Genomic DNA, 16,557 nt, shown 5'->3' with positions numbered 1-16,557 from the left:
TTCCAGCGGTTCGCATCGGCGATGGCAATGGCGCCCTTCGGTTTTCGGGCTGAGCTCGCGGGCATCACACTCCAGCCGGGACCAGCGCCGCCGACGTCCGCATCTCGTGGCGCAGCGCGCTGAAGTCCGTGATCGTCTTTGTGGTCACCGTCGCCACCGGGCGGGCATTGCGGCCGGTGGCTTCACGCTTGGACACCATCACCACGCTGTCGATGTAGGGCTGAATCGTGGTGGCGTTCTGCACCGTGGCCACGATGACGAGCTGGAAGCCGAACTTACGGAACGCCTGCAACGCCTGCTGGGCGAATTGCGGGTCGGACTTGGAAAACGCCTCATCCAGCATGAGCTGGGCGAAAACCGGTTTGTTATCCGCACTTTCGGGCGTCGCCAGGTTGAAGCTCAACGCCCCGGCCAGGCAGAAAGCCATCAGCTTCTCCTGCTCGCCACCGGAGTTGTCGCCGGCGTTGCTGTGGGTTCGGATCAGCTCGTCGCTGCTGACATCCCATTCGGCGCAGTCGAAGGTGAACCGGTTTCGGACGTCAAGGGCGTCGCGGGTCCAGGCCTTGTCCTCCGGCGCGGTCGACGCCAATCGGTTGCGCAGGCGCAGGATGTCGGCGTACTGGTCCAAGATGGCCTGCTTGTCGCCGAGGCCGACTTCGGCGATGCGCCGTGAGATGGCCCGAACGATCTCGGTGAGTTCGGCGACCGCGGTCAGGCTGCGCGAGGTGGCGCGCAGCGTGAGCCGGGTACCGCGGTTGAACTCCACCGCACCTAGGCCGGTATTGACCCGTTCGATCTGCTCGCTGATCCGCCGGGCCTCCTGCTCGGCGACCCGGTGCAAGGTCAGGATGGCGTCGGGTGCCTGCTCGGTGACCAGCCGCATCATCCGCTCGTAGGCCTCGGGGAGTTCCCGTTCGTCGATGTGACGGCACAACGCGACGTAATCGTGCACGCGTTCGTCGAACACCTCGCTGTCGTTGGGGATCGCGTCGGGAAACGCGGTATCGAACGTGTTCAGGATGCGCGCCAGCTCATCGTATGAGCGCCTGCGACTTTCGCGCAGTTGCTCGCGTTCGCGACGGATCGCGGTGAACACCGCATCGCGGTACGGCTCGGGGTTGAGCAGGTCCAGCGAAACCGGCACGTCGGCGCCGTAGCGATTCAACAGATCGGTCAGCGGCTCGGACACGAATGCGGGGGTGAGCCGTTCCTGCAGCTCGAGCAGCCGGGTGCGGCGACCGTCGAGATCGTCGCGACGGGTCTGGATAGCGCCGCGACGGGTCATTAGAGCCTGGATCTGCTCCCAGCACTCTTCGGCGCGCGCGGTGAGCGCCTCGATATCGGGATTGTCGGCCAGCAGCAGCTCGAACTGCTCGCGTAGCCGGTCGGCGTGCCCGTCGGCGGTCTCGGTGTCGACATGGGTCCACTGCTCGAACTGATCGCAGATCGCCTTGAACGCGGCGGCGCGGTCCCGCCACTGCTGGCGCTCGGCGGCGATATCGTCCGCAACACCGCGGGCGCGGCGAAACGCCTCTTCGGCGTTGGCTAAATCCACTGTCAGCGCGTCGATCTTGGCGGCAACGTCGCCCTGGTAGATGTAGTCGGCCTGTTTGAGTGGACGGCGGTCGTCCTTGATGGCCAGGCGTTCGGAATCCTTATAAAGGCCGGTGTCGGTGACGGCGCGCCGGAATCGCGGGAACACCTCGGGGCTGTCCACGCAGACGTGATCACCCGCGGCAGCCACGACGTCGGCGGCCTCGGCGGCGCAGGCATGCGTCGGGTCGACCACAAACAGCTTGCCGGCCAACGTGTTCGGATCGGCCTCGGTGACCTCGGCGCCGACGAAGCGGGCGCGGACGTGATGCAGCTGAAGCCGCCCACCCATGTTGGTCTCGTTGACGAACCGCAGCACCGCCGCGTAGTGGCGGTCGGGCACCAGCAGCCGCAAACCCACGCCGCGCAGCACCTTCTCCACCGCGACGCGCCAGCGGCTCTGCTCGGGCCGCAGATCCATCAGCTCAGCGATGTAAGGCAGCTCTTCCGGTTTGACACCGACGGCGGCACAGATGTGTTCGCGCATTGCCAACGCGAACTCCGGAAGCGCCGAGCCCACGTGTTCAACACGTTTGAGCTCCTTGGCGGCGTCGTCGCGGGCGATGCGGGCGACCTTCTGGGCGTATTCGGCATCGGTCGAGGCTTCTCGGCCGCGATCCAGTTTGGCCAACAGCTCCGTGGCTCGCGTGCTGAGTTCCTCACGCAGATTCCAGAATTCGTCGGCGGAGTCCGGGACGTCGAGATCGTGCGTGCTGAGCATGGCTTCGTAGGCGGTGCGCCGACGCGACACCTGCTCAGCGTGCGCCTCGGCGCCGGCCACCTGCGACTGCAGCGGCCCCAGGCTGGTGCTGGATCCGCTGATCTGTGCGTTGAGCGAATCACCTTCGGCCTTAGCGAGATTAAGCTGACGGGTGACGTCCTCGTATTCGTTGCCGAGCTGGTCGATGGTGGTGTCGAGCGATTCGATCTGGGCCGGGCACTGCGCGAGCCGGAGGTGATCGGTGTAGGCCCGCACCATCGGCTGGTCGACCAGATCGATGATGCCCAGGTCCGAAGATTCCGAGGCGTAGCGCTGCTGGATCTTCTCGATGTCGCCGAGGATCTTGCGCTTGCGTTGCGCCACGGCCAGCAGCTCGCGGGCGTCGACCAGTGGATCGATCTGCTTGAGCGCCTCGGGTAGCCGGGTCAGGCTGCCGGGCTCGTCGAGCATGAATTCCCGGACGAATTGCTCGAGCCCACCAACACTTTTCAGTGATTTGGCCTTGCCGAGCAGCTGCTGCGCGGCGTCGGAGGCACGGATGCCGATGGTGGCGTAAAGCTGGGCGAGGTACTGCGATTCCACTTTGGTGGAGAAGCGCCAGTCGTCCTTGAACACGGCCGCATCGAAACGGCCGGCGGCCCAGCGGTTGCAGACGTTCTCGATGTCGCGATCACCGTCAGCCAGGACAAACCGGCTCGAGGAATCCGACCGGGATTCGCCGGTGAGCCATTTGAGCACCAGGCCGGTGACGGTGCGGCCGGTGTTACTGGTGTAAGTGACGGCGATCGCCGACCAGGCGGTGCCGTCACCGCGCAGGTACATCACCTTGCTGGTGCCGCCGTCGCAGCGCTGACCCCACGCGCCGCGAACGTATTTGTCGACGGTGCGCCGGCCGGCGCTGGAACCCGCCGCGGTGGCGTCGCCGGAGGCGTTGAAGTTGCGTCGGTTGAACGGCAGGAAGCCGAGCGAAATGGCATCCAGCAGTGAGGATTTGCCACTGCCTGAGGCGCCGGCGATCAACGCTCCGCCTTCGCTGAACGGGATCGAGTGGTACCCGTCGAAGACGCCCCAGTTGATGACCTGCAGGCGCGACAAGTGGAACTGTTCAGTCATCCTCGCGTTCCTCCTCGTCGTCGCCGTCCTGCAACTGGGCGATGCTGCCGCCCAGCAGGACTTCGAACTGCTGCTGTAGTTCGGTGATCACCGAGGCGGTCATGACGGCGTTGATGACCGGGCTGACGGTGTAGCTGTCCTCGTCGTCGCGGGTCTTGCGCAGGATCTCCAGGGAGGCAAGCCGGGTGATGGCAGCGTCGATGCGGGCGGTGAACGTGACGGCGTCGCGGTCGACGTCGTTGAGCACACCGGCGAACAATCCGTGCATTTCGTCGCGGCTGATCACGACCGCTTGATCACCCGAGGCGCGCATCATCTGGGCCAGGTGCAGCGCCAAAATCGAGTCATACGTGCCCAGCGGTTCACGGCGCAAAAGCTTTACACCCCGCGAGGATTCGTAGCGGGCCTGCTCGACGAACGCCACGTCCGCGCCCTCGACGATACGCAGCAAGAGATCCAGTTCGGAGAGTCTGACGGACAGCTGTGGGCGGTACTCCAGCACCCAGGTGTAAACGTCGCGATCGGCTTCGGCGCTGATGTAACGGCGCGTCAGCAGCTGCTGCAGCGCCCAGCACGCCCGGTCCGGCAGCTCCGACACGTCACCGTCGAACCGGGGCCGGCGCTGGTGCGGGGTGCGGGCGGTCTGATCGACCTGGGGCAGTGCGGAGAACCCGCTGTAGTCCGCGGTCCCTTCAAAGATCTCTTCGACGGTCACGCGGTTGCCCCCAGCAACGTGGAGACCGGTTCGGTGAATATCAAGTGCGGCACTTCCATTTCCCGGTCGCGGCCGTCCAGGGATTGGAAGCGGACGGTGACCGACTCGGAACCCTGTGCGGTTTCTGGTTGTTTGAGCGCCCAGGACCACAACACGATGACGTGGCCGAGGTAGGCGGAATCGAGCATGGCGACCGCATCCGGCAGGGACAGTTGCGCCCCCGAGCTGATCGCGGTGTTGATCATTTCGGACATCGCGGGTGCGTCGACCTGGGTGGTAAGCGCGGCGAAGCTGGTCAGATCGACCTCGCCCTCGGCGACCTGGGCAGGCTTGGGATTGGACAAGTCGCCGATCCGGAAGCTCAGCGCGCCAACAGAACTGAACGCGTGCCGGGCCAGGGGGAGTTCGATATCCAGGCGGGAGTCGGTCAGCGACGCTTTGAGCAGGTTGCGGGCGGCGCCGATGGCTTCGTTGAGCTGACGGGCCACGCCGCGGCTCTGTTCGAGGGTGCCGAACGCGGTGAACCGCTTGACCCGCTGCGCGCAGCGCTGTTGGATGCGTTCGACTTCGTCGATCTGGTGGCCGACCAGTTCGAAGAAGCCGGCCATCACCTTGCGCAGCGCCGGGTCCAGGGCCGGCAGGGCCGCGGCGACCGCGGCGACGTCGGCTTCGAACTCGGCGCGCTGGTCGGGGTCGTTGATCATGCGCAGAAAGGCGCGGTGCGAATCGCGGCCCTGGGAGTCCCAGGCGGCCTCGTAGTCGGCGTACATGCGGCGCTGCCGGTCGCGATATTCGATGTTGCTGTCGATCGGCTCGTCGAGGGCTGCCGTGGCCCGTTCGATCATGATCCCGTACTGCCCGATGTCGGTGATCAGGCGCTCCATCTGCAGGGCGATGGCGTGGGCTTCGTCGTAGGCATCGGTGAGATCGACGTCTTCGTTGCCCTCACCTGAGATATCGCCCTGCTCCAAGGCGTCGAGTTCGGTTTGGAGTGAGGCGATTTCGGCTTCGATACTGGCGCGGATGCGGTCCGGGTCATTGCCGACCCGCAACGCGACCTGCTTGAGCCGCGACGCGATGCCATTGATCGAGCCCCCGGTGGCGATCGTGTCCTGTCGGCGCATGCCCCGCAGAAAATCGAGCGCCCGACGAGCCTCCTGGGTCAGATAGCACAGGTTGCGTTCGACCCCGGAACGCTGATCGGCGACCCGGTGCAGCCAGCCCTGACTGGCCCAGGACTTGATCAGCGCCAGGCCGGACTGCTCGCCGGCCTGGTCGAGTTCGGCGAGGTCGCGTTCGAGGCGCACGACAAGGTCCGCCTCGGGGACCACGCCGCCGCTGAGCTGACGCTCCATCAGCGTCGCGTACAGGTTCAGATTCAGGGTGGCCAGCAGGCGGATCGTCGGCGAGCCCTGTAGGCCGCGATTGCACTCGAGCAGGTCGACGGGCGACAGCGTTGTGTCGTCGTCCAGCACGTGCCCTCCGTGTCGATCGGTCATGTCTCGGACGGTCCAAGATATGACACGGCGGGGACAATCCGCGTTCGGTGGGCGGGGTGTCGGGGGATGGTTTGGTTTGGTCGGTCACACTGGTCACAGTCATCGCTCAAGCCTCATTGGTCGCAGTCCTGCGCGGCGGCTCTGCGAGCCTTCGTCGGGCCAGCCCGAACGGCGCCCGACGTTCGCCGACAGCTACGCGTTGCCCTCTTAGGTGCGAGGAAACGCGTCGTGGCGCAGCCCAGGACCGGTCGGCATCGTTGCAACATCCCGCCGATACAATGCGTCAGGCTCGATGGCAGGGCCGAAATATGTTCTCGTGCAGTTAAACTGGAGGACCACCCTGGTCACGATCTTCTTCGTCCCTCTCGTCATCAAGCCGGACTTCACGGCGATGGTGCGAAGCCGACAATCACGGATCCGGCAAAGCTGATCGCGCCCCACCGAACCGCCATCGCATCCACCGAGACGGGGTTGACCTCCGTCCCCGGTGGCGGTTCGATGATGCATACACCACGAGGGGAGGCCCATCGTGAGGACGTATGTCCGCCGACTTGCAACCGTCGTCTCGGTGGCATTGGTGCCCATGGCAGCAACGACGATCGCAACGCCGGCGGTGAGTTCTGCCGACTGCGCGGATGGCCAGTGGTGGGATCCAACGGGCAAGGTCTGCCGGCCGCTCGGTGTCGGGCCGCAGCCGTTGGCCTGTGACGCGGGCCAGTGGTGGGACCCGACGGCCAACGTGTGCCGGCCGCTCGGCGTCGGACCGCAACCGTTGGCATGCGACAACGGTTGGTGGTGGGATCCGGGCGCTAACGTATGCCGTCCGCCACTGGTACCGCCCGGCTGATTGCGGCCGGGCCGCGGTCAGTCGGCGACGTGTTGCTCTAACGTCGCCAGCGACGCGGCGAGGTAGTCCTCGGGGAATATGGGCATCGCGCCGACCCGCTCGCGAAAGTCCTGCGACGTGCCGCTCCAGTCGTAGGTGAGTGTGACGTCGGTGCGGTCCGCGTGGGGCGCGAGGTCGTATCGCCACGACCAGCCGCCGGGAGCGTGGTTGCCCGAATCGTCAAGCTGGCCCGGCATCCACCCGATGGCTCTGTCCTTGTCGAACACGTTCACCAGGTTGTACGTGATGTAGTGCCCGCCGGCCTGCGTGAGGAACATGTTCATCGCGAAGATCTGCCCGGTACCGGTGATCGGTGCGGCGTCCTTGGCGTCGCGCACCCAGTCGCCGGGCTCGGTGTCATGGTGGCGGGTGGGATCCGCGAGGACGGCGAAGATCTCGTCCGGCCTGGCGACGATCGTGTGCGTGACGACATAGCGTTCAGCGTCGGCGGTCATGAGTTGTCCTTTGCTGTCGAATTGTCCACTCAAAGGTATGACTCGTCGCGCTCCCGAAATCCATCGGTAGCCGGGGACGGTATTTGAAAACCGGATCTCCGCGTCACCCGGAGTTCGGGCTAGGTGTACGTCCCGGGGTTTTACGCTGCCGTCACGCCGGCAAATCCAACCGATTCCAAACCCGTGGTCCAGCGAGCCCAATTACCATGTCGCTATGGGGGCCGAGGGGCAAGGCGCGCACCCGGCGAGCGAGGAACCAGCAAATTCCTTAGAGCTGGTTCGAACCCTTTTGGGCTTGTTGCGGCATCGCCTAGGTCTTGAGACCGCGTGGATAGCTTCGTTTTACCAGGGCATGCAGGTATTCGAGGTGATCGACGGCGACACCGACGCCTTGGGTGTCTCGCCTGGCGACCGATCATCGCTGTCTGGGTCCTATAGCGTCCGCGTCATCGATGGGCGGCTGCCGGCCGTCATCCCGGACACGTCGGCCGACAGAACGGCCTCCGTCCTGCCCCGAACACACAAATTGGGGCTGGGCGCTTATGTCGGCGTTCCTTTGCTCGGCCCGGATGGCTCGACGGCCGGGATGGTGTGCGCGGTGAGCCGGGAGCCGAAGCCGCATCTCGCCGACGTCGACTTACGAATTGTCAACAAAATGGCCGACCTCATCGGCGCCTTGATGGAATTGCCGGCGGACTCGACGAAGATCCGTGCCGAGCAGCACGAGCGCATCCGCCGGGTGGTGGCCGAGCGCGATTTCGAGGTCATCTTCCAGGCGGTACACGATGTCTCGACAGGCAAAGTGGTCGGCGTCGAAGCGCTGGCGCGCTTCCCCTGCGAACCGTTTCGACCCGATCTTGTTTTCGGCCAGGCCGCGCTGTTGGGCTTGAACATCGAGTTGGAGACGGCGGTCATAGCACGCATCCTGTCGCTGTTGCCGCAGCTACCCAAAGATGTGTTCGTCGCCATGAACATCTCTCCGGCTGCGGTGCTGGTGACTCCGTGGCCGGAGCTGCTTGCCGAGGTCGACCCGTCACGTCTCGTGCTGGAAATCACCGAGCATGATGCCGTGGAGAATTACGACGCCCTTGACGACGTGCTCGAAGCATGCCGGGCACGCGGTATGCGGGTGGCGGTCGATGACGTGGGCGCTGGTTTCTCTTCGTTCTCTCACGTGCTGGAATTAGCACCGGAATTCGTCAAGATCGATCAGTCCATCACACGCAACATCGATGCCGACGACGCTCGGCGGCGACTGGCGCAATCCATTGCCGAATTCGCCGCGCAGATCGGTGCGACCGTGGTCGCCGAAGGGGTGGAGAGCCAGGGCGAACTGGACGCCATATGTGCCGCCGGCATCCCTTGGGCGCAGGGTTACTACCTCGGCAGGCCCCACTCTCACACCCACGGTTTTGCGGCCTGCGACGCCGTCGCCGAACCCGTTGATCGGTCCTTCGCTCTTTTCGACCTGCTCGGAGAGCGACGGTTCGAGCTGGCGCTGACGCATTCGCCCATCGGGATGGCCGTCGTCGGCCTCGATGGTTCGTTCCAGCGCACCAACCGGGCGCTTAGGACGATTCTCGGCTACGGCCGAAAGGCCTTGGCAAACCTCACCTTCCAGGAGATCACGCATCCCGAGGACCTGGATGCCGACTTGGCTCTGCTCGGCGAGTGCCTGGCGGGGCGCCGCCGCAGTTACCGCATGGACAAGCGCTTTATCGCCTCCGACGGACGCGTCGTATGGTGCAACCTCACCGCTGTGCTCGTACAAGGCCATCGCAACCAGCCTCGGTGCTTCGTATCGCAAATCGTCGACGTCACCGCCGACCGCATGCGAGAGGCCGAGTTGGCCCGCCAAGCCACCACCGACACGCTGACGAAGATTGCCAACCGCTCCGCTGCGTGGAGCGCGCTCGAGGAACTCGACGCGGCCGACGAGGGCTACGGAATCTTGTTCTGCGACATCGAGCAATTCAAGTCCATCAACGACCGATGCGGCCACCAAGCCGGCGACGAACTATTGATCGAAGTCGCTCGCCGCCTACTCACGGCCGTTGGACACGACGATCTCGTCGCCCGCTGGGGTGGCGACGAATTCCTGGTTATCACCAACGCCGTTGACGATCAGGCGCTCACGCTCCTCACGAACCGAATCACACGACAGGTGAAACTCACACCGATCACGCTTGCCGACGGCACCGAGATCTCAATCGTCTTGACGATCGGCTCCGCAGCACACCGACCGGGAGATGGCCGATCCATCGATGCCGTCCTCGAGCGCGCCGATCAGGCCATGTATGAACAGCGGCGCAGCCAAAGCGGCGTCTTTCGCCATTAATCCTGCCGTGGGACAGCATATTCAGCGGCAGCAACCAGAGCCGCGTCAGTCACTGTGATGTATTGTGTTGCGCTACATCATAATTGAGGATGCGCCGAAATTCATCGGTGGTAGCCCGCCAGTTTCATTTACTACATCTCCTGCCAGGGCGGGTGCTTGCCGCCCACTGTCGCGACGGTTGCTAGCCCGCCGTACCGACAGTGGACTATGGTGTTGCTGAATCGCAGCTGTCGGGAGGTTTCCATGGAAGGGACCCCGTTCGGCCGATACCGCCTAATCACTTTGCTCGGCAGAGGCGGCATGGGGGAGGTCTGGCGAGCCTATGACACCGTCACCGATCGGATGGTCGCGCTGAAAGTGCTCCCGGCACATTTTGCTTCGGATAGGACGTTTCAACAGCGATTCCGTCGCGAGGCCCACGCAGCGGCACGAATAAACAACCCTCATGTGGTGCCAATTCACACCTACGGCGAGATCGACGGGCGGCTATTCGTTGACATGCGGCTGATCGAGGGCCGCGACTTGGCGACCGTGCTGGCCTCCGCTGCGATGCCGCCCGCACGCGCGGTGCAGATCGTCGAGCAGGTGGCCCAGGCCGTTTACGCCGCACACAAGATTGGACTGGTACATCGAGATATCAAGCCCTCCAACATCTTGCTCGATGAACACGACTTCGCGTATCTGATCGATTTCGGGATCGCGCGGGTGGTGGGAGAGACCGGCCTGACGGGGACGGACGCGGTGGTCGGCACGCTGCGCTACATGGCACCGGAGCGCTTCAGAGTCGGCGAGGCCGATGCACGCTCGGACATCTACGCGCTCGCCTGCGTGCTCTATGAGTGCTTGACGGGAGGCTCCCCATTTCCGGGCGACAGCATCGAACAACAAGTGGCAGGGCATCTGTCGACGCCGCCGCCGCGACCGTCCGACTCCGGCGCGCCGCCCGCGTTCGACGCGGTCATCGCCACTGGCATGGCCAAGGACCCCGAGCGGCGTTACGCCACCCCGGTGGATATGGCACGCGCCGCGCGCGACGCGATCACGGTGCCGCTATCCGTCCCGGACCCGAATACCCAGTCACACACCGTCACTGCCCCCGCGCGCACACACGAGGCCTCATGGCCGGATGCACCGACGGAGCCCGCACAGAAACCACCACACCGCGATCCGTCGCAGCACATGGTGGGGAACCGCACCCGCGTCAAACGGCCATGGCTGGTCGCCGCGGTGATTGCGGTGGTGGTGGCGTCGGGAGGCGCGAGCGTATACCTGCTGCGCGCACACACATCCACGCCTGGATCTACCCAGACGACGGCGGCCACCGCGCCACCATCGGCGCCTAGCGGGGGAGGCACGCCCAGCGCGGGACTGACGGCAGTCCCGAGTGGTCCGCCTACGATCGCCGCGTCGATACGGGTCGGCAATGGCGCGTTCGGCGTCGGGGTCGACTCCGCCGGACACAGCGCCTATGTCGCGAACACCGGTTCCAGCTCCGTCTCGGTGGTCGATACCACCAGCCGTACGGTCACAGCCACCATCACCGTGGGACGCCACCCGGTGGGTGTTGCCGTGGATCCGTCCGCCCGAACCGTGTACGTCACCAACTTCGACGACGCCTCGGTGTCGGTTATCGACATGGCCAGCAGCAAGGTCATCGCCAAAATAAGCGTCGGTAGCCATCCGGGCGGAGTAGTGGTCGACCCGGATGCGCGGATCGCCTACGTCACCAACGGTGATAACGCGTCGGTGTCGCTCATCGACACGACGACGCATACCGTGACGGCGACGGTGCCCGCCGGAAAGGGTCCAAGCCGCGTCGCCATCGATCGGACAGCTCACCGCTTGTTTGTCACCAATACCGATCCAACGGTGACGGTTATCGACACCTCGAACCGCACCGTTATCGGTTCGGTCGCACTTCGCGTCCACCCGGCCGGTATCGCCATCGATAGCGCATCGCACACCGCCTACATCGCCAGCGGCGACGATGCATCGGTGTCCCTCGTCGACACCATCGGCCTCGGCGTCACCGCTAGTGTGCCCGTCGGACAACGCCCCGCGGGTGTGGCGGTGGACCCGCCGACCAACACCGCGTACGTGGCCAACTACAGCGGCGCGTCCGTGTCGGTGATCGACACCACGCGGCGCATCGTCACCGGAATCCTTGCGGTGGGCAACAATCCGCTCGCCATCGCCGTCGACCCAACCACCCATTTCGCCTATGTCAGCAGCGACCTCAACCATGGCTCGTTGACGGTAATCGAACGCTGACGCTGCGCCCGAAGACCGCCAATTCAGGTAGTGAACTACTCACGCTTTTCGCACTGAGTCAGTACTACTTTTCCAGCAGGCGCCAACAACGACGCACAACCACGAGGCTAGGGGGCCGATATGCCCGTACGTTGGCAAGTCGACGGTAATTGGACCATCGCAGCGAACTCTATCCAGTACTGGACCTGGAATTTCTTCACGGACCCGGGCCCGACCGGTGGACCAAACCAGGGTCCAATCGTGTTCCGCGCGATACCCAAGGGGATATCCCAAGGGGGCAACAACACCGCCCGAAACGTCTTGGTTACATACGATTTCGCGATGTGTCGCGGCGGCCCGGGTGACGACCACGCGCCCGAGGTGTTCTACGAATTCAAGATCAGAAACGACAGCAGCATCACCGTGCCGTTCCTGCTCCAATTCATCAAATTCAGCGACCTGCCACTCAACACGTGAATGAGGAAAACCATGAAGATCACCGTGATCACCGACGAGCGCGGGAACATCGTCGGCACCGCCGGTAAAAGGGCCTCAACCAAGCCCGAGGCGGGAACAGGTGGGCCCATCGCCGGGCCCGGGCAGTCCGTCCGCGAAATCGAGCTGCCGAAAGAGCTTGTGGGCGTGGAGGATGCGGCCGAGCTGTACCCAAAGCTGCAAGAGCACCTCAAGAAGTGATCGCACCCAAGCGTCCGTCAAGCGTCGGGTCCGATCTCAACCGGATGATCACTCAAGGGCTCAATCACGACACCTACCCGCTTCATCAGCTCGAGTGAGCGATTGGTGTCCATCACCGTCTTTACGTCGCCTTCGAGGATCATGTACGCGGCGCGGTTCATCCACTCGTAGAACTCTTTCATCGATTCCACGCTGCGAAATACCGGCACGTACCAAATACCCTCGCGCTCGAGCAAAAAAGGCTCTTGCTTGCCGTCTTTTGTGTCGCCAAACGGGGTGGAGTAGTAGACCTTGGCATCAGCGGGAGCCGTTTCGGGCCGCCTCTTCTTTCTGAACAGGCCCACAGAATCTCGGTTATGGCGGTCGCCGTTGACTCTAACGACCTGCATGTGATGCCGACCCTCGCTGGTTATGCAATAACCGCCCAACCGTCTAACTAGTCTGCAAGGATATCGAACTTCAACGCCATCAGAAGGTTGAACGAACTCGGCATCGGGGTGGCGTTGGACGATTTCGGCACGGGTTACAACTCGCTGACCTACTTGCACGAGCTGCCCGTGCAATTCGTCAAGCGCGACCGTGGCCTCGCGGCGGGCGTCGAGCCGGGACGAAACCTCACGCTGTACCGATCGGTCATCGGCTTGTGTGAAGCGTTGGGACTCAAGGTGATCGCCGAAGGGATCGAAACCGCCGAGCAGGCGGAGACGGTGTTCATGGCCGGATGCGGATTGGCACAAGGCCATCTCTTCGGTGCGGCGGCCGGCCTGACCGACATCGCGATACCTTCCGCCGGCAGGTAAGCATCGAGCGCTGTCGTTGTAGGTTCGTTCGGAGCTACGAAAAAGCGCGATCGGCATACCACAGGCAGACGGGGGAGAAAGCCCATGAGAACGGTCGCACACCACCACACCGCAGTCGTCGGCTTGGCCGCCCTCGCGCTGATCACTGCGGGCTGCAGCCATGGCAAGAGCGTCGACGCGTCGGCACCGCCTCCAGTCAGTGCGAATGCCACCTCCACGTCGACAGCCCCGGCGCAGCCCACGGAGGTGAAGGTCATCGGGGAGGGGGGCGTCGAGGTGACTCTGACCGGCCCGATCGCCGCCAAATACTCGTCGGCAACTGAGGGCCAGAGGCAGGCTCTCGGCAAGCCGCTGACGGGTGACCGCAACGCGGGCACGCGGGAGAGCGGCGTGGTATTCCAGCAATTCCAGGGTGGCGCGATCACCGCCAAGAACAATCAGGCCGGCACGCCCGCATACATCATCCTGGGCAAGATCCGGGAGGCTTGGAATGTTCCAAGAGGCCCGGACGGCACGCCTGCGGTCACCGGCACCAACGGTTCGGCAGGTCCGCTGGGCTTGCCCACCAGCGACGTGAACACGGTCGGCGACCTACGGGTGTCGACGTTCGAGCACGGCAAGATCGAGTACAACCCGACGACCGGCCAGGTCGCGGTGACGGTCAACGACAAGGTCGTGCCAGCCGGGCTCTAACTCGAATTGCAGGCAGCGATCTCGCCGCTACCGCACATCGCCACTGGGATGGCTCGCGTGGAGGTTCCACTGGCCGCAATCGGAAGCTAGGACGTCGTTGACGTCGACTTCGAGTCCGCCGACCTTCGGCCCGGGGTTGGACGAGGTGCTCACGACTCGCTGGTATAGAACAGCGGCGGGGTGGACCTGATTGCCGGACCAGGCTCGGGTTTGCCAGAGCCAGCGGCGGCCGGGTGTGGTCGAAGATCCGACAACGCCATCGGCCACGGCCCACTGACACACTCTGACACCTCCGTAAACCCCGGTGCGTTGAACGCCAAGGACCGAGTTGATTCCGCGAAACCACGGCAGCGCGGTGCGATTCCAGATGTCGTGGTTTATGTCCTCGTCGATGGTGAAGAAAATCGGTGCGCCCTGGCCGCCGCCCGCGGCGGTGTGCAGCTGCCAGGCGGTGCGCGCGTCCGCGATGCCGCCGGCGTAGCCCCGGGTGAAGTCCGACGGTGCCGAGCTACCTGGTTTGCCGTATTGGTAGTTACTGACGATCACCAGCCCCGCGGCTTTCAATGAGTCGGCGTAGGACCGAGTGATCGGCTTGGCGCCAAACGATGTGCCAGGACGCGACTCCGAAACGTAGTTGACCACACCGCTATAGCCGGCAGCTCGGATCTGCTGCGCCGGAATCTGGCGCGCGGCGAAGTCGATCAGTTGGGGCGAAGCGGCGGCGGCCGCCGTAGGCATGCCGCAGGCTACCGATGCGGCAGCGAGACCGGCCAACGCTGTCGCGCAGCGCAGCGCGTCGCGGCGGGAAACCGTTCGCAGTCGTACATCGCTGGCCGCCGGGGGCAAACATTGCATCGCGCGATGTTAACGATGTGGCTGTTGTTACCGATAGAGCTGCGCTAGCCGAAACGCGGTTGCATTCCCAAATGGATACCGAACGGTGACCGTTCGGCTATGAGTTTACTTCGATCGAGATTGGCGTTGGCGCGCAAAGCTATTCGTGCTTATCCCACAATCGCCCGCGCTGCGCGCTCTGCGATGAGCATGACCGGCGCGTTCGTGTTGCCGGAGATGATCGTGGGCATAGCCGACGCATCGACCACTCGAAGGCCGGCGACGCGATACACGCGGCAGTCGGTGTCGAGCACCGTGGCGGCCGAATGCGGTCGCCCGTGGGCGTCGAAACTTCCCATCGCGCAGGTACCCACCGGATGGAAAATAGTCGTACCGAGTTCACCGGCCGCCCGCTGCAGGTCTTCGTCGCTCACCAGTTGCGAGCCGGGAAGCAACTCTTGCGGGTCGTACCGCGCCAGCGCCGGCGCCGCCATGATCTGCCGGGTCATCCGGAGGCCCCGGACGGCGATTTGACGATCGGCGTCGGTCGACAGGTAATTGCAGAAGATCTTCGGGTGGGTCAGGGGGTCTGCACTGGCCATGCGCGCATGGCCTCGCGAGCTGGGTCGCAGATTGCAGACCGAAGGAGTGATCGCCCCGAAAGGGTGCAGCGGTTCGCCGAACTTCGGCAACGACAAGGGCTGCACATGCCATTCCAGATCGGCACTTTCCAGGGCGGGGTCGCTCTTGGCGAAAGCCCCTAACGTGGACGGCGGCATCGTCATGGGCCCCGATCGCAGCAGCAGGTACTGAAGTCCCATGCCCGCACGGGTGATCCAGTTCCGGTACAGCGTGTTGACGGTCGGGGCGCCCCGGATCCGGTAGATCGTTCGAAGCTGCAGGTGGTCCTGCAGGTTTTCGCCCACTCCCGGTAGATCGACGGCCACCGGCACTTGATGCTGGGCAAGCAACCCGGCCGGGCCCAAACCCGAGACCTGCATCAGATGCGGAGAGCCAATAGCACCGGCGCTCAAGATCACCTCGCGGCGCGCTCGGACGTCGACGATCTGGCCGCCTCTGAGAAGCCGCACTCCGGTGACGCGGCGCTGGGCAGTCGTCCAGGCACCGCGACGCTGATCCTCGTGGACCTGGTCATCCATCAGAAGCTGCAGGGCCTGGGTCTGCGTGTAGACGGTGAGATTCGGCCGATGCGCAATGGGATGCAGGAAGGCGTCGGCCATCGACCAGCGACGGCCACGCCGCTGGTTCACGTGAAAGTACGCAGAGCCGGCGTTGACGCCCCGGTTGAATTCATCGATCGGGGAGATGCCGACCTCGGCGGCGGCGGCCTGCCAGGCGTCCAAGATCTTCCAACGCACACGTGGCCGCTCGACGCGGATCTCACCTCCGGCGCCGTGCCAGGTGTCGGCGCCGCCGAAGTAGTCCTCCAACTTTTTGTAGATCGCCAGTGTCTCGCCCGGACTGTCCGGGCCACCCCAACGCCATCGCTCGTCACCGGTGGCCCGCGCCCACCGGTCGTAATCGCTGGCCTGACCGCGCATGTGGATCATGGCGTTGATCGACGAGCAGCCGCCGATCACCCGGCCGCGTGCGTAGTGAATGCTGCGTCCAGCAAGGCCAGGGTCGGCCTCGGTCGTGAAGCACCAATCGGTGCGGGCGTTGGCAATTGTGTACAGATAGCCCACCGGCACTTTGATCCAGAACCAGTCGTCTCTGCCGCCGGCCTCTATCAAGAGGACACGGCGATCGGGGTTGGCGCTGAGCCGATTGGCGAGCAGGCAGCCTGCGCTGCCTGCTCCCACGATGATGAAGTCGAATTCTGTGCCCGGGCTCATTCCGATATTGGACAACGAAATAGGTTGGCGCACAACTGAAGAAGGAATTCTCTACCAGATGCTCGTATGCCTCGCCGCCGATGCGGGAGCACGATTGTGTGCTGTGAC

The 16,557-nt window shown here is 64.4% G+C and carries 13 protein-coding genes and 1 pseudogene; 7 read left to right on the top strand and 7 right to left on the bottom strand.

From position 1 onward, the window contains the following. Window positions 1–64: 64 nt before the first annotated feature. Genes G6N55_RS01995 through G6N55_RS01985 form a run of 3 tightly spaced genes read right to left on the bottom strand, consistent with a single transcriptional unit; the run spans window position 65 to window position 5,641 of the window. The gene (locus G6N55_RS01995; RefSeq protein WP_085220263.1) at window positions 65–3,427 is read right to left on the bottom strand and encodes an ATP-binding protein; all 3,363 of its coding nucleotides are present in this window, start codon (window positions 3,425–3,427) and stop codon (window positions 65–67) included. Next, on the bottom strand, window positions 3,420–4,142 hold the full coding sequence (locus tag G6N55_RS01990; protein WP_179968112.1) for a DUF4194 domain-containing protein: 723 nt from the start codon (window positions 4,140–4,142) through the stop codon (window positions 3,420–3,422). Before G6N55_RS01990 ends, G6N55_RS01995 begins: the two co-directional genes overlap by 8 nt. After that, the gene (locus G6N55_RS01985) at window positions 4,139–5,641 is read right to left on the bottom strand and encodes a DUF3375 domain-containing protein (protein WP_085220264.1); all 1,503 of its coding nucleotides are present in this window, start codon (window positions 5,639–5,641) and stop codon (window positions 4,139–4,141) included. The genes G6N55_RS01990 and G6N55_RS01985 overlap by 4 nt, the downstream gene beginning before the upstream one ends. Before the next feature lie 529 nt (window positions 5,642–6,170). Between G6N55_RS01985 and G6N55_RS01980 the strand changes: the two genes are divergently transcribed. Next, a complete protein-coding gene (locus tag G6N55_RS01980; protein ID WP_085220265.1) occupies window positions 6,171–6,488 on the top strand; it encodes a hypothetical protein in 318 nt (105 codons plus the stop codon). A 17-nt stretch (window positions 6,489–6,505) separates the two neighbouring features. Here G6N55_RS01980 and G6N55_RS01975 read toward each other — a convergent pair whose 3' ends face one another. Continuing rightward, window positions 6,506–6,982 (bottom strand): SRPBCC family protein, encoded by a 477-nt coding sequence (locus G6N55_RS01975; RefSeq protein ID WP_085220266.1) that lies wholly within the window; start codon window positions 6,980–6,982, stop codon window positions 6,506–6,508. A 214-nt stretch (window positions 6,983–7,196) separates the two neighbouring features. On the opposite strand from G6N55_RS01975, the gene G6N55_RS01970 reads away from it, so the two are divergent. The 4 genes from G6N55_RS01970 to G6N55_RS01960 all read left to right on the top strand — a co-directional run bounded on the left by G6N55_RS01970 (window position 7,197) and on the right by G6N55_RS01960 (window position 12,266). Next, window positions 7,197–9,320, top strand: a complete 2,124-nt coding sequence (locus G6N55_RS01970; RefSeq protein WP_085220267.1) for an EAL domain-containing protein — start codon at window positions 7,197–7,199, stop codon at window positions 9,318–9,320. Between the two features lie 243 nt (window positions 9,321–9,563). Continuing rightward, complete coding sequence (locus G6N55_RS01965; RefSeq protein WP_139826670.1) at window positions 9,564–11,591, top strand: serine/threonine-protein kinase; 2,028 nt, start codon at window positions 9,564–9,566, stop codon at window positions 11,589–11,591. Window positions 11,592–11,912: 321 nt separating this feature from the next. Next, entirely contained in the window at window positions 11,913–12,047 is a 135-nt protein-coding gene (locus tag G6N55_RS30075; RefSeq protein ID WP_264002021.1) for a hypothetical protein, read from the top strand. A 12-nt stretch (window positions 12,048–12,059) separates the two neighbouring features. After that, a complete protein-coding gene (locus G6N55_RS01960) occupies window positions 12,060–12,266 on the top strand; it encodes a hypothetical protein (RefSeq protein WP_139826671.1) in 207 nt (68 codons plus the stop codon). Between the two features lie 17 nt (window positions 12,267–12,283). Here G6N55_RS01960 and G6N55_RS01955 read toward each other — a convergent pair whose 3' ends face one another. After that, the gene (locus G6N55_RS01955; RefSeq protein WP_085220271.1) at window positions 12,284–12,655 is read right to left on the bottom strand and encodes a hypothetical protein; all 372 of its coding nucleotides are present in this window, start codon (window positions 12,653–12,655) and stop codon (window positions 12,284–12,286) included. Window positions 12,656–12,730: 75 nt separating this feature from the next. Here G6N55_RS01955 and G6N55_RS01950 point away from each other — a divergent pair. Together G6N55_RS01950 and G6N55_RS01945 are read left to right on the top strand one after the other, a co-directional pair. Then, window positions 12,731–13,066, top strand: a pseudogene (locus G6N55_RS01950) (EAL domain-containing protein); the annotation flags it as partial. An 84-nt stretch (window positions 13,067–13,150) separates the two neighbouring features. Further along, on the top strand, window positions 13,151–13,759 hold the full coding sequence (locus G6N55_RS01945) for an LGFP repeat-containing protein (protein ID WP_085220272.1): 609 nt from the start codon (window positions 13,151–13,153) through the stop codon (window positions 13,757–13,759). A 27-nt stretch (window positions 13,760–13,786) separates the two neighbouring features. Here G6N55_RS01945 and G6N55_RS01940 read toward each other — a convergent pair whose 3' ends face one another. Both G6N55_RS01940 and G6N55_RS01935 read right to left on the bottom strand, forming a co-directional pair. Further along, the gene (locus tag G6N55_RS01940) at window positions 13,787–14,614 is read right to left on the bottom strand and encodes a DUF1906 domain-containing protein (RefSeq protein WP_085220273.1); all 828 of its coding nucleotides are present in this window, start codon (window positions 14,612–14,614) and stop codon (window positions 13,787–13,789) included. 149 nt (window positions 14,615–14,763) lie between these two features. Further along, a complete protein-coding gene (locus G6N55_RS01935) occupies window positions 14,764–16,449 on the bottom strand; it encodes a GMC family oxidoreductase (protein ID WP_085220274.1) in 1,686 nt (561 codons plus the stop codon). Between the last annotated feature and the right edge of the window lie 108 nt (window positions 16,450–16,557).

Source organism: Mycobacterium florentinum, assembly GCF_010730355.1.
Lineage (GTDB): Bacteria > Actinomycetota > Actinomycetes > Mycobacteriales > Mycobacteriaceae > Mycobacterium > Mycobacterium florentinum.
This window is presented reverse-complemented; position numbering and strand designations above follow the sequence as displayed.